At 69.0% G+C, this 12,412-nt stretch carries 12 protein-coding genes; 10 read left to right on the top strand and 2 right to left on the bottom strand.

Annotated features, from left to right (window positions below; translation table 11 throughout):
• Positions 1–46: 46 nt before the first annotated feature.
• Positions 47–1,987, bottom strand: coding sequence for a transglycosylase SLT domain-containing protein (locus SCI24_RS11430; protein WP_318725493.1), 1,941 nt, complete (start codon positions 1,985–1,987; stop codon positions 47–49).
• Positions 1,988–2,146: 159 nt separating this feature from the next.
• Here SCI24_RS11430 and SCI24_RS11425 point away from each other — a divergent pair, with 159 nt between their 5' ends.
• From SCI24_RS11425 to SCI24_RS11385, 9 genes are all read left to right on the top strand, one after another.
• The gene (locus tag SCI24_RS11425; protein ID WP_318725492.1) at positions 2,147–2,515 is read left to right on the top strand and encodes a YkvA family protein; all 369 of its coding nucleotides are present in this window, start codon (positions 2,147–2,149) and stop codon (positions 2,513–2,515) included.
• Between the two features lie 49 nt (positions 2,516–2,564).
• Positions 2,565–3,062, top strand: coding sequence for a PaaI family thioesterase (locus SCI24_RS11420; protein WP_318725491.1), 498 nt, complete (start codon positions 2,565–2,567; stop codon positions 3,060–3,062).
• Positions 3,055–3,525 (top strand): PaaI family thioesterase, encoded by a 471-nt coding sequence (locus SCI24_RS11415; protein ID WP_318725490.1) that lies wholly within the window; start codon positions 3,055–3,057, stop codon positions 3,523–3,525. Before SCI24_RS11420 ends, SCI24_RS11415 begins: the two co-directional genes overlap by 8 nt.
• A gap of 86 nt (positions 3,526–3,611) precedes the next feature.
• Positions 3,612–5,516, top strand: coding sequence for a molecular chaperone HtpG (gene htpG, locus SCI24_RS11410; protein WP_318725489.1), 1,905 nt, complete (start codon positions 3,612–3,614; stop codon positions 5,514–5,516).
• A 282-nt stretch (positions 5,517–5,798) separates the two neighbouring features.
• A complete protein-coding gene (locus SCI24_RS11405; protein WP_318725488.1) occupies positions 5,799–7,370 on the top strand; it encodes a Re/Si-specific NAD(P)(+) transhydrogenase subunit alpha in 1,572 nt (523 codons plus the stop codon).
• 16 nt (positions 7,371–7,386) lie between these two features.
• On the top strand, positions 7,387–8,829 hold the full coding sequence (locus tag SCI24_RS11400; RefSeq protein ID WP_318725487.1) for an NAD(P)(+) transhydrogenase (Re/Si-specific) subunit beta: 1,443 nt from the start codon (positions 7,387–7,389) through the stop codon (positions 8,827–8,829).
• 115 nt (positions 8,830–8,944) lie between these two features.
• Complete coding sequence (locus tag SCI24_RS11395) at positions 8,945–10,012, top strand: NAD(P)H-dependent glycerol-3-phosphate dehydrogenase (RefSeq protein ID WP_318725486.1); 1,068 nt, start codon at positions 8,945–8,947, stop codon at positions 10,010–10,012.
• Positions 10,005–10,313, top strand: coding sequence for a SixA phosphatase family protein (locus tag SCI24_RS11390; protein ID WP_318725485.1), 309 nt, complete (start codon positions 10,005–10,007; stop codon positions 10,311–10,313). The genes SCI24_RS11395 and SCI24_RS11390 overlap by 8 nt, the downstream gene beginning before the upstream one ends.
• A complete protein-coding gene (locus tag SCI24_RS11385) occupies positions 10,310–10,501 on the top strand; it encodes a hypothetical protein (protein ID WP_318725484.1) in 192 nt (63 codons plus the stop codon). Before SCI24_RS11390 ends, SCI24_RS11385 begins: the two co-directional genes overlap by 4 nt.
• Here the strand turns inward: SCI24_RS11385 and SCI24_RS11380 are convergent.
• Positions 10,479–11,426 (bottom strand): AEC family transporter, encoded by a 948-nt coding sequence (locus SCI24_RS11380; protein ID WP_318725483.1) that lies wholly within the window; start codon positions 11,424–11,426, stop codon positions 10,479–10,481. The two genes, SCI24_RS11385 and SCI24_RS11380, sit on opposite strands and share 23 nt — an antisense overlap.
• Before the next feature lie 233 nt (positions 11,427–11,659).
• Between SCI24_RS11380 and SCI24_RS11375 the strand changes: the two genes are divergently transcribed.
• A partial coding sequence (locus SCI24_RS11375; protein WP_318725482.1) for an alpha/beta hydrolase occupies positions 11,660–12,412 on the top strand: 753 nt, incomplete at its 3' end.

The raw sequence follows: 12,412 nt of genomic DNA, 5'->3' as shown, positions 1-12,412 counted from the left end.
CCCAGGATCACCCGGGGCCGCTTGCGCTGGGAGCGCCGCGGGTGGCTCAGTTGCTGGCCAGCAACGAGCGGTCGTAGCGCACCGTCTTCTCCGCCGGGCTCAGCATCGAGACACCCTCGCTCTCGCCGCCCCGGGAGAGGCTCTCGAAGATCACTCGATAGGCGAGCACGGCCTGCACATAGTTGCGGGTCTCGCGGAAGGGGATGCTCTCGACGAAGAGGTCGAACTCTTCCGGCGCGTCGCGCAGCCAACGGTCGACCCGGCCGGGGCCGGCATTGTAGGCCGCCGCGGCGGCCAGGCGGTTGCCACTGTAGCGATCGATCAGCTCGCCCAGGTAGGTGCTGCCCAGGCGGATGTTCACCTCGGGGTCGAGGACGCCATAGGGGCCGGGGTCGCCGATCCCGAGGCGCCGGCCGAGTTGGGCCGCGGTGGCCGGCATCAGCTGCATCAGGCCGCGGGCACCGGCGGGGGAGAGGGCCACGGGGTTGTAGGCGCTCTCCCGTCGGGCGATGCCCATCAGCAGGTAGGGATCGACGCCGGCCTGCCCGCCCCAGTGCAGAAAGTCATCGCGATAGGCCTCGGGGAAGCGCCAGGCCAGGGCGTCCCACATCTGGCCGACGATGGTGGTCTGCACCAGCTCGGGTAGCCAGCCCCGCTGCGCCGCATAGTCGGCCAGGGCCCGGGCCTGCTCGGGGGTGCCACGGGCCACGGCCCGGTACCATTCGCTGTTGGCAAGGCCGGGCTCGTCGATCCGGCGCAGTGCCTCGGTACGCTGGACCGCCGGCCAGTCGGCGACCTCCCTGCGCGTGGCCGCGTCGAGCGCGTTGCGCTCCAGGTTCAGGGCGTAGGGGCGACCCAGGCGGTCGGCGGCGGCAAAGCCGAAGAAGTTTCGCTCGTCGGCCGCCGCGGCATAGGCCTCTTCCGCGGTGGCGGTATCGCCCTGCTGCTCCAGGGCCCGGCCCAGCCAGTACTGCCAGCGGGCCTCCCGGCGGGTCTCGTCGGGCATGCGATGCACCCAGTCGATGACCCCCGGCCAGTCCCGCTCGGCCAGGGCCCTGCGCACACGAAGCTCCAGCAGCTCGGCATCGCCGAGGCGTGCCACGACCTCGTCGCGCCAGCCACCGTGCTGGTCGACCTCGCGCACCATTGCATAGAAGGCCAGGTCACGCTCGATGGCGTCACGGTGTCGGGCCTCCAGCGAGAGGTGAGGGGAGACCTTGCGCCAGGCCTCCAGGGCCGCCTCGGTATCGGCGCGGGTGAAGCCGTGCATGGCCGCGGCGAACAGCGGCCCGCTGCCTCGGCAGCCCGGCCCCGCACAGGCCGGGACCTCGGTCACGGCCGCATAGTCCTTGCGCAGCCGGTCGAGGCTGGCCCTGGCGGATTGCCAGTCGGCCGTCAGCTGCCGGCCCAGGTAGTTCATCAGGCCGGTCTCGCCGGCCTGCCAGGCGAGCATCATGCGCTCCCAGATATGGGCCTGGCCGATCTCGCCCCGGGCTCGCAGGGTATCGAAGAGGGTGTCGCAGGCATCCGGCTGGGAGCGGCCGACGAGCCAGAGCTCGCGCCCCCCCCGGGCGGCGTCCTCCGGTGCGCGATCGAGCAGGGCGGTGTAGTAGTAGCACTGACGGGCGGTACCCTCGGGCACGCCATCGGCGACCGCCAGCAGGCTGGCCGGGCGCCCGGCGTGGCCGTACTTGGCAATGGCCTGGCCGCGCATCCAGTCGCTGAGCGGGGAGTCCTCGTGGCGCTCGATGAAGGCCAGCACCCGGTCGGGGTCCACCTCCGGCAGGCGCTGGCGCAGCCGGTGGTAGTCGACGTAGCCCGACAGGACATGACCCTCGATGGCGCCCAGGTCGACCTTTTCCCACTGGGCGTTGCGGGCGGCCTCCAGGGCCTCGCGCATGGCGCGGTCATCGGCCTGTCCGGTCAGGGGCAAGACGCACAGGGTGGCGGCGATCAGGGCCTTGCAGCGGCCGAATGACGGGGGCATATCGTGACCTCTTGCGGTTCGCGGTCGTCAAACTGCCATGGTGGCCGATGGCAGGGCACTTGAGTAGTGTCGCCGTTGCCCGACAGGCAGCGGCTGTCCGTGAGGGAGTGGATACCCTATCGTGTAGCGGTATTCCCGCCTGTCGGCAAGGAGAGCGAGATGGCCAGATTGCGTGGTGGCTTCCTGGTGGCGCGGCTGCGGCGTCGTGCCCGGGTGCTGGGCGATATTGGTCGCGCCCTGCGGCTGTTCCTGCCCATGACCCGCGACGTGCTGCTGAGGCGCTATCGCCCGGTGCCCTGGGGCGCCTTCCTGTGGATGCTGGCGGCCCTGGCGTACCTGGTCTCGCCGCTTGACCTGATACCCGACATGCTCTTGCTGCTGGGGCTGGTGGACGATGTGGTGATCGTCGGCTGGCTGCTGACCCGGGTCGACCGGCACCTGGCGGGCTATCGTGCCTGGCGGGAGCGCGGGACGGGGAGCACGCCACCTTCCGGCGAAGGTCGAGGCGACGATGAGTCACCGTCCTGATACGATCGTTTGAAATCCATGTTCCCCTGCTGCCGCCCGCGAGGCTCGGATGACCCACGGCCAGACCCCGAGCGACGCCGACTGGCGTCGCGCCCTGACGCGCTTCGTCACGGTGATCCCCCACACCCGCGAACTGGGCCTCGAGGTGCTCGAGGTCACCCCCGAGGCGACCATCATGTGCCTGCCCTGGTGCGAGGACCTGCTCGGCGATAGCGCCCGGGGCCTGGTGCACGGCGGGGTGCTGACCATGCTGCTGGATACCGTCTGCGGCTCGGCGGTGTTGCCGGCCCTGTCGGCCCCGGAGGTGTGCCCGACCCTGGACCTGCGGGTCGACCATTTCCGGCCGGCAGTGGCGGGGCGGGCCATCTTCGCCGAGGCGCGCGTGGTCCGGGTCACCGCCTCGGTGGTCTTCACCGAGGGCACCTTGTGGCAGGCGCAAGGCCTGCCGCTGGCACGGGGCATCGGCAACTTCGTCCGGCTGGGGCCGCGCAATACGCCCGAGGGCTTCGCCGAGGCGCTGTTCTTGGAGGAGGGCGATCATGCGTGAGGGCTTCGACGATGTCGAGTGGCTGGCGAGGACCCGCGCCGAGGGTGATGTCGAGGCCTGGCTGGCCCTGATCCCCTATGCCCGGCGCATCGGCGTCTCGGCGGTATCCGACCCGCAGGGGGAGGGCCTGCTGTTCCGCCTCGACCCCCGCGAGGGCAATGTCGGCAATGTCCTGCTGCCGGCGCTGCATGGCGGCGTGGTGGGCGCCTTCATGGAGACCGCGGCGACCCTGGACCTGATGCTCGCTACCCGCGCGCCGCGCCTGCCGCGCATCGTCGACATCTCCATCGACTACCTGCGCACCGCGCGGATGGTGCCGACCCTGGCCCGCTGCAGCCTGCTGCGCGAGGGGCGGCGCATGGGCAACGTGCGGGTCTGTGCCTGGCAGGAGAGCGAGGCGGTGCCGGTGGCCACCGCGCGGCTGCACTTCGTGCTCGGTGATCCCGCCGACGCGGGCGCTTGAAAAACCCCGACCGGGCCCCATATCGACGACAGTTCCGAACCGGTGGCCCTGCCACCATGGCATGTCGAAAGAGGGATCCAAGCCACATGACCACAGCCACGCATGAGGAAACCCTCGGCTTCCAGACCGAGGTCAAGCAGCTGCTGCACCTGATGATCCACTCCCTGTACTCCAACCGGGAGATCTTCCTGCGCGAGCTGATTTCCAACGGTGCCGATGCCTGCGACAAGCTGCGCTATCAGGCGCTGGACAACGACGCGCTCTACGAGGGCGACAGCGAGCTGCGCATCGAGATCGACCACGACGCCGAGGCGGGCACCGTGACCGTGCGCGACAACGGCATCGGCATGAGCCGCGACGAGGTGATCGAGAACCTGGGCACCATCGCGCGCTCCGGCACCGCCGAGTTCCTCAAGCAGCTCTCCGGCGAGCAGCAGAAGGATGCCCGGCTGATCGGCCAGTTCGGCGTGGGCTTCTACTCCGGCTTCATCGTCGCCGACGACATCACCGTGCGCACCCGCAAGGCGGGCAGCGACGGGGCCGCAGGCGTCGAATGGCACTCGAAGGGCGAGGGCGAGTTCACCGTCGCCGATATCGAGCGCGAGGCCCACGGCACCGAGATCGTGCTGCACCTCAAGGAGGATGCCCGGGAGTTCGCCGACGACTTCCGCCTGAAGAGCCTGGTGCGCAAGTATTCCGACCATATCGAGGTGCCGGTGCGCATGCCCAGGGTCGAGACCGCCCGCGACGAGGACGGCAACGAGATCGAGGGCAGCGAGACCACCACCTGGGAGACCGTCAACGAGGCCACCGCGCTGTGGGTGCGCCCCAAGGGCGAGATCTCCGGCGACGAGTACAAGGCCTTCTACAAGCACGTGGCCCACGACTTCAGCGACCCGCTGACCTGGAGCCACAACAAGGTCGAGGGCAAGCTCGAGTACGTAAGCCTGCTCTACGTGCCGGGCCGCGCGCCCTTCGACCTCTACGAGCGCGACGGCGCCCGGGGCGTGAAGCTCTACGTGCAGCGCGTCTTCATCATGGACGACGCCGAGCAGTTTCTGCCGCTCTACCTGCGCTTCATCAAGGGCGTGCTGGATACCCGCGACCTGTCGCTCAACGTCTCCCGCGAGCTGCTGCAGCAGGATCCCAAGGTCGAGAAGATCAAGTCCGCCCTCACCAGGCGCGCGCTGGACATGCTCAAGAAGCTGGCCAAGGACAAGGAGGCCTACCAGACCTTTTGGAACACCTTCGGCAGCGTGCTCAAGGAAGGGCCCGCGGAGGACTTCGCCAACCGCGAGAAGATTGCCGGCCTGCTGCGCTTCTCCTCTACCCATACCGACAGCGCCACCCAGGACCAGTCGCTGGCCGACTACGTCTCGCGCATGAAGGAGGGGCAGGAGAAGATCTACTATATCGTCGCCGACGGCTTCAATGCGGCCAAGTCGAGCCCGCACCTTGAGATCTTCCGCAAGAAGGGCATCGAGGTGCTGCTGCTCCACGACCGCATCGACGAGTGGCTGATGAGCCATCTCGACGAGTTCGAGGGCAAGCGCTTCGTCGACGTGGCCAAGGGCGAACTCGACCTCGGCGACGTCGAGGACGAGGAGGAGAAGAAGGCCCAGGAGGAGACCGCCAAGGCCAAGGAGGAGCTGGTCAAGCGCGTCAAGGCGGCGCTGGGTGACGAGGTCCAGGAGGTCAAGGTGACCCACCGCCTGACCGACTCGCCGGCCTGCGTGGTGCTGCCCGAGCACGAGATGGGCTTCCAGATGCGCCGCATCATGGAGGCCGCCGGGCAGTCATTGCCCGAGGTCAAGCCGATCCTCGAGCTCAACCCCGAGCATGCCCTGGTGGCGCGCCTCGAGGGCGTCGAGGGCGAGGGCTTCGAGGACCTGGCACGCATCCTGCTCGACCAGGCGATCATCGCCGAGGGCGGTCACCTCGACGATCCCGCCGCCTACGTCAAGCGCCTCAACGCCCTGCTGAGCGCCTGACAGCGCACGCCACTGGCCTCCACGACGCCACCTTCGGGTGGCGTCTTTGTGTCGGTTGCGGCAGGTGCCAAGTGGCAACGGGCACGATTCAGCAAGCGGCCTGCTGCGCTGCAGGAAGATTCTTTTCGGGGATATCAGGACCTTGCTTTGTGCTGCGATGCAGCAAAAACCTCGGCCCGGGCCTTGTGCCGAGGGGCCGCAAAAGGTAACACTGAGGAGATTGATTAAAACCACACTCTGACAAGCAAACGTAACAATCGTTGGCCACATGGGGGATCCATTGTGAAGATAGGCGCACCGAAGGAGAGTGCCCGGGGGGAAGCGCGTGTCGCGCTGACCCCCGAGAGCGCGAAGCAGATCCAGAAACTGGGACATGAATGCCTGATCGAGGCCGGGGCCGGGGTGGCCGCGGGCTTCAACGATGACGCCTACCGCGAGGCCGGGGTCACCGTCGTCGACGGGGCCGAGGCGCTCTGGACCGAGGCCGAGGTGGTCATCAAGGTCCGCGAACCCTCCGAGGAGGAGGCCCGCCGGCTGCGTGACGGCCAGACCCTGATCGCCTTCTTCTGGCCGGCCCAGAACGAGGCCCTGCTCGAGCTGTGCAAGGCCCAGGGGGCCACCGTCGTCGCCATGGACATGGTGCCGCGCATCTCGCGGGCGCAGAAGATGGATGCGCTCTCGTCGATGGCCAACATCGCCGGCTACCGGGCGGTGATCGAGGCGGGCAACAACTTCGGGCGCTTCTTCACCGGCCAGGTGACCGCCGCCGGCAAGGTGCCGCCGGCCAAGGTGCTGGTGATCGGCGCCGGCGTGGCGGGCCTCTCCGCCATCGGCACGGCCACCAGCCTGGGGGCTGTGGTGCGCGCCTTCGACGTGCGCCCCGAGGTGGCCGAGCAGATCGAGTCCATGGGCGCCGAATTCCTGTTCCTCGACTTCGACGAGAGCCAGGATGGCTCCGAGAGCGGCGGCTATGCCGCGCCCTCCAGTCCCGAGTTCCGCAAGAAGCAGCTCGAGTGCTTCCGCGAGCAGGCCCCGGACGTCGATATCGTGATCACCACGGCGCTGATCCCCGGCAAGCCGGCGCCCAAGCTGTGGCTGGAGGACATGGTCGAGGCCATGAAGCCCGGTTCGGTGATCGTCGACCTGGCGGCCGAGAAGGGCGGCAACTGCGACCTCACCAAGCCCGACGAGAAGGTGGTGACCGACAACGGCGTGACGGTCGTCGGCTACACCGACTTCCCCTCGCGCATGGCTACCCAGGCCTCGCTGCTCTATTCCACCAACATCCGTCACATGCTCACCGACCTCACCCCCGAGAAGGACGGCAAGGTCGTGCATGACATGGACGACGACGTGATCCGCGGCGCCACCGTGACCCACCAGGGCGAGGTCACCTTCCCGCCGCCGCCGCCCAAGGTCAAGGCCATCGCCGCGGCCAAGCCCAAGCCCAAGGAGAAGGAGCCGACGCCGGAGGAGAAGAAGGCCGCCGAGCTTGCCGCCTTCAAGGCGCAGACCAAGCGCCAGGTGACCCTGCTCGCCGTGGGCGGCGCGCTGATGCTGCTGCTCGGCCAGGTGGCCCCGGCCTCCTTCATGCAGCACTTCATCGTCTTCGTGCTGGCCTGCTTCGTCGGCTTCCAGGTGATCTGGGGCGTCAGCCACTCGCTGCACACGCCGCTGATGGCGGTGACCAACGCGATCTCCGGCATCATCATCCTCGGGGCGATCCTGCAGATCGGCTCCGGCAGCGTCGTCGTCGGCGTGCTTGCGGCGATCTCGGTGCTGATCGCGTCCATCAATATCGTGGGTGGCTTCCTGGTGACACGCCGGATGCTGGCCATGTTCCAGAAATCCTGAGCGGCGGAGACACGACATGTTGGGTCAAGGATTCGTATCTGCCGCGGCGATCGCGGCAAGTGTATTGTTCATCCTCTCGCTGGGTGGGCTGAGCAACCAGGAGAAGGCCAAGCGGGCCGTCTGGTACGGCATCGTCGGCATGGCCGTGGCGGTGTTCTTCACCGCCTTCGGGCCGGGCATCGGCGGCTACTGGTGGATGATCCCGATGATGATCATCGGGGCGGGCGTCGGCGTCTACGTGGCCGGCAAGGTCGACATGACCGAGATGCCGCAGCTGGTCGCCGCACTGCACAGCTTCGTCGGCCTGGCCGCGGTCTTCGTGGCCTGGAGCGCGGACCTGGAGCGGCGCCGGGTGATGGCGGCACGGGCCATGGACGCCTCCATGGAGGAGTTCTCGGCCTTCGCCGCCCTGGTGGCCACCAAGGCACCGGACGAGCTGCTGTTCCTGCAGGTCGAGGTGGTGCTGGGCATCTTCATCGGCGCGGTGACCTTCACCGGCTCGGTGATCGCCTTCGGCAAGCTGGCCGGCAAGGTCGACGGCAAGCCCAGGCAGCTCCCCGGCGGCCACATGCTCAACGCCGGTGCGGCGGCCCTGTCGCTGCTGCTGGCCATCCTCTACCTCAACGGGGCCGGCTTCTGGACCCTGCTGGTGCTGGCGGCGCTGGCCTTCTTCATCGGCTACCACCTGATCATGGGCATCGGCGGCGCCGACATGCCGGTGGTGGTGTCGATGCTCAACAGCTACTCCGGCTGGGCCGCGGCGGCCATCGGCTTCACGCTCTCCAATGACCTGCTGATCGTCACCGGCGCCCTGGTGGGCTCCTCCGGTGCCATCCTGTCGTACATCATGTGCAAGGCGATGAATCGCAACTTCATCAACGTCATCCTCGGCGGCTTCGGCGGCAGCCAGGGGCCGGCAGCGGAGATCGAGGGCGAGCAGGTGGCCATCGACGCCGGGGGCGTGGCCAGCGCCCTCAACGATGCCGACAGCGTGATCATCGTGCCGGGCTACGGCATGGCGGTGGCCCAGGCCCAGAACGCGGTCAGCGAGCTGACCCGCAAGCTGCGCGCCGCCGGCAAGAACGTGCGCTTCGGCATCCACCCGGTGGCCGGTCGCCTGCCGGGGCACATGAATGTGCTGCTCGCCGAGGCCAAGGTGCCCTACGACATCGTGCTGGAGATGGACGAGATCAACGACGACTTCGCCTCCACCGACGTGGTGATCGTCATCGGCTCCAACGACATCGTCAATCCGGCCGCCCAGGAGGACCCCAACAGCCCCATCGCCGGCATGCCGGTGCTCAAGGTCTGGGAGTCCAAGCAGGTGTTCGTCTGCAAGCGCGGCCAGGGGACCGGCTACTCCGGCATCGAGAACCCGCTGTTCTTCAAGGAGAACACGCGGATGTTCTACGGCGATGCCAGGTCGAGCATCGACTCGCTGCTGCACCTGATCGACTGAGCCGGGCAAGCCCGGGCCGCCTTGCCGGCCCGGGCCTTTCTCTACTCCGATACGCCCCTTCGCGGGGCGTTTTTTCGTTACACTCCCCACGTCCATCCAACTTTCCGGGGCGACCATGTCAGACCAACCCATGCGCGTGGCGGTGCTCGGCGGCGGCAGCTTCGGCACCGCCCTGGCCAGCATCGCCGCCGACAACGGCGCCAAGGTGCGCCAGTGGCTGCGCGACCCAGACCTGGCGGCACAGATCACCCGCGAGCACCGTAACGGCCGCTACCTGCCCGGCTACGCCATCAATGCCGCGGTGGTGGCCTCCACCGAGATGGCCGAGGTCCTCGAGGGCGCCGAGCTGGTGCTGGTGGCCATTCCCTCCAAGGCCTTTCGCGAGGTGGTGCGCCAGGCACGGCCCTTCCTGAGCGAGTCGCAGATCCTGGTCAGCACCACCAAGGGCATCCAGGAGGAGGGCTTCAAGCTGATGAGCCAGATCCTCGAGGAGGAGACCGGCTTTCCGCATATCGGCGTGATCTCCGGGCCCAACCTGGCCTCGGAGATCGCCGACAAGCAGCTCACCGCCACGGTGATCGCCAGCGACGACCCGGAGACCCGCACCCGCGTGCAGACCGCACTGGGCTGCGACTACTTCCGGGTCTATGCCAGCAACGACCGCTACGGGGTGGAGCTCGGCGGCGCGCTGAAGAACATCTACGCCATCGCCGCCGGCATGGCGGCGGCGCTGGGCATGGGCGAGAACACCCGCAGCATGCTGATGACCCGGGCGCTGGCCGAGATGAGCCGCTTCGCGGTGGATCAGGGGGCCAACCCCATGACCTTCCTGGGGCTCGCCGGGGTCGGCGACCTGATCGTCACCTGCTCCTCGGCGCTGTCACGCAACTACCGGGTGGGCCAGGCCCTGGGCGAGGGCAAGAGCCTGGACGAGGCGGTAGAGGCCCTGGGCCAGGTCGCCGAGGGGGTCAACACCGTGCGCCTGGTGCGCGACAAGGCCCACGAGGATGGCGTCTACATGCCGCTGGCCGAGGGTCTCTACCAGGTGCTGTTCAAGGGGGTGCCCGCCCGGGACATGGCGCGGCTGCTGATGCTCGGCGAGCAGAGCAGTGACGTGGAGTTCGTCCTGCCTCGCAAGGACGTGCAGCAGGATCGTCGCGACGGGGGCGAGCGCCATGGCTGAGCGGCTGCTGATCATGCGACACGGCGAGGCCGCGCCGGGCGGTCCCGACGCCGAGCGCGAGCTGACGCCGCGCGGCGAGGAAGAGGCGCGGCGCATGGGCCGCTGGCTCGCCGCCCGCGAGGAGCTGGACCTCCCGCGCCTGCGCCTGCTGGCCAGTCCCTACGTGCGGGCCCGGCAGTCGGCGGCGTGGATCGCCGAGCCCCTGGGGCTCGAGATCGAGACCCTGCCGATCATTACCCCCGACGACCCCCCGAGGCGGTGGTGGAGTGGCTGCTCGGCGAGCCCGAGGGCCGGCCCATGATGCTGGTCAGCCATATGCCGCTGGTCGCCGCCCTCACCGGGCTGCTGGTGGAGGGGCGGGGGGATCGTGGCCCCGGCTTCCCCACGGCAGCCGTGGCCGAGCTGGAGGCGGAGGTATGGGCAGCGGGCTGCGCCCGCCTGTGTGGCTTCACGAATCCCGTCGAGCTTAGATCAGACCGGCGGCCCTGAGCCCGAAGGCCCCCAGGGTGATCGTCAGGCTGGCCATCAGCGTGGTCAGGGCGATGATGGTGGCGGTGAGCGCGGCATTGCCGCCCATCGCCTTGGCCATCACGAAGGCCGCGGCGGCGGTAGGGCTGGCGAAGAACAGGAACATCACCCCGAGCTCGCGTCCCTCGAAGCCGACGGCCCAGGCGGCGCCGGTGGCCAGGGCCGGCAGGGTGACCATCTTCATCAGGCTGGCGCTGATCGCCAGCCGGCCCGAGTCACGGATCTCGCCAAGCGACAGGGTGGCGCCGATGCAGATCAGGGCCAGCGGCAGGGTCAGCGAGGCGAAGTAGTCGCCGGAGGTCATCAGCCAGCCGGGCAGGGGCACGTCCGCGGCCGCCACGGGGACGGCGGCGACCACCGCGAGGATCAGCGGGTTGGTGGCGATATGGCCGAGGATGCTGCGCCAGTCGGTATGCCGGCCCTCCTGGTAGCTGGCCAGGGCGATCACCGAGAAGGCGTTGTAGGTGAGGATCACCACCCCCAGCAGCAGGCCACCGGCGGACAACCCGTAGTCCCCGTACATGCCGGCGGCGAGCGCCAGGCCGACGATGCCGCAGTTTCCGCGGAAGGCGCCCTGGACATAGACGCCGCGCTCATCCCGGGGCACGCGCAGGATTGCCCACCCCCAGCTGAACAGGAAGCTGCCGAGGGTCGCCAGGGCGAAGGTGCCCAGCAGCGCCGGGTTGAGGGTGGCCGACAGGTCGGCACGGATGATGCTGAGGAAGATCAGCGTCGGCAGGGTGGCCTTGAAGACCAGCATCGAGGCGGTGGCGACGAAGGCCTGGTCGATCCAGCCGGCGCGCTTCAGGCCGAGACCGATGAACACCATGGCGAAGACCGGCAGGGTGATCTCCAGGGTCCGCAGGAAGAGGGTCGAGAGCTCCATGGGGGCCTGGCCTAGCGCGTCAGCCAGAAGCCGACGACGATGGCGGCCATCACGGTCACCAGGAACACGCGATTGCGGGTGCGGGTATCACGGACGGGCTTGCGGGGGTCTTCCACGAGGGGCTCCTGTCGATTGGCCTGTCGCCGCCGGGCGACTTGGCGGATCATGGTAATCCCGTTAGCCTGCTATCGCCAGAAGGGTGCCGGCCGGGCGCCCGCCAGCAGGAAGAGTCCATGAGCAGATCCGACCACGCCTCGCGTACCCCCCTCGTCTTTGCCCACGCCAATGGCTTCCCTGGGCAGAGCTACCGCAGCTTCCTGGCGCCGCTGGCCGAGCGCTTCGACCTGCACCCGCTGGATCGACTGGGCCATCATCCCGACTTCCCCGTCGGCCACAACTGGCTGGCCCTGCGCGACGAGCTGCTCGACCACCTGGCCCGCCTCCCGGGCCCGGTGGTCGGCGTGGGCCACTCCATGGGCGGCGTGCTGATGGCCATGGCCGCCGAGCATTCACCCGAGCGGTTCCACTGCGTGGTGATGCTCGACCCGCCGCTGATGCTGGGCCTGGAGGCCTGGGCCATGAAGGCGGCCAAGCGGCTGGGACTGGCCGACCGGGTGACCCCCGCGGGCCGTAGCCTGGGCCGCCGTGACAGCTGGCCCGACCGCCAGGCGATGTTCCACTACCTGCGCCGGCGGGGGCTCTTCCGGCGCTTTACCGAGGCCGCCCTGCACGACTATGTGGACGGGGGGACCCGCGAGCTGGATGACGGGCGCGTGGTGCTGCTCTACGACCCCGACATCGAGGTGCAGATCTTCCGTCACCTGCCGGACCACCTGGGCGACCTCCCCGGCCGGGTCAGGGTCCCCCTGGGCGTGCTGGCCGGCGCCGAGTCCGCCGCCTGGCGAAGCGTGGCGCAGAAGGCGCCGTCCAAGCCCATCTCGCCCGCCGTGGCCTGGCAAAGGCGCGTGACGTTGGCCGAGTGGCCG

Origin of the sequence: Halomonas sp. (assembly GCF_033549285.1) — a bacterium.
Lineage (GTDB): Bacteria > Pseudomonadota > Gammaproteobacteria > Pseudomonadales > Halomonadaceae > Halomonas.
Note: the sequence above shows the minus strand (reverse complement) of the source record. Positions and strands in the feature narration are given on the sequence as shown.

Coding starts and splice junctions, on each gene's coding strand:
- SCI24_RS11430 (WP_318725493.1), bottom strand. CDS start 1,987: ATGCCCCCGTCATTCGGCCGCTGCAAGGCCCTGATCGCCGCCACCCTG.
- SCI24_RS11425 (WP_318725492.1), top strand. CDS start 2,147: ATGGCCAGATTGCGTGGTGGCTTCCTGGTGGCGCGGCTGCGGCGTCGT.
- SCI24_RS11420 (WP_318725491.1), top strand. CDS start 2,565: ATGACCCACGGCCAGACCCCGAGCGACGCCGACTGGCGTCGCGCCCTG.
- SCI24_RS11415 (WP_318725490.1), top strand. CDS start 3,055: ATGCGTGAGGGCTTCGACGATGTCGAGTGGCTGGCGAGGACCCGCGCC.
- htpG (WP_318725489.1), top strand. CDS start 3,612: ATGACCACAGCCACGCATGAGGAAACCCTCGGCTTCCAGACCGAGGTC.
- SCI24_RS11400 (WP_318725487.1), top strand. CDS start 7,387: ATGTTGGGTCAAGGATTCGTATCTGCCGCGGCGATCGCGGCAAGTGTA.
- SCI24_RS11395 (WP_318725486.1), top strand. CDS start 8,945: ATGTCAGACCAACCCATGCGCGTGGCGGTGCTCGGCGGCGGCAGCTTC.
- SCI24_RS11390 (WP_318725485.1), top strand. CDS start 10,005: ATGGCTGAGCGGCTGCTGATCATGCGACACGGCGAGGCCGCGCCGGGC.
- SCI24_RS11385 (WP_318725484.1), top strand. CDS start 10,310: ATGATGCTGGTCAGCCATATGCCGCTGGTCGCCGCCCTCACCGGGCTG.
- SCI24_RS11380 (WP_318725483.1), bottom strand. CDS start 11,426: ATGGAGCTCTCGACCCTCTTCCTGCGGACCCTGGAGATCACCCTGCCG.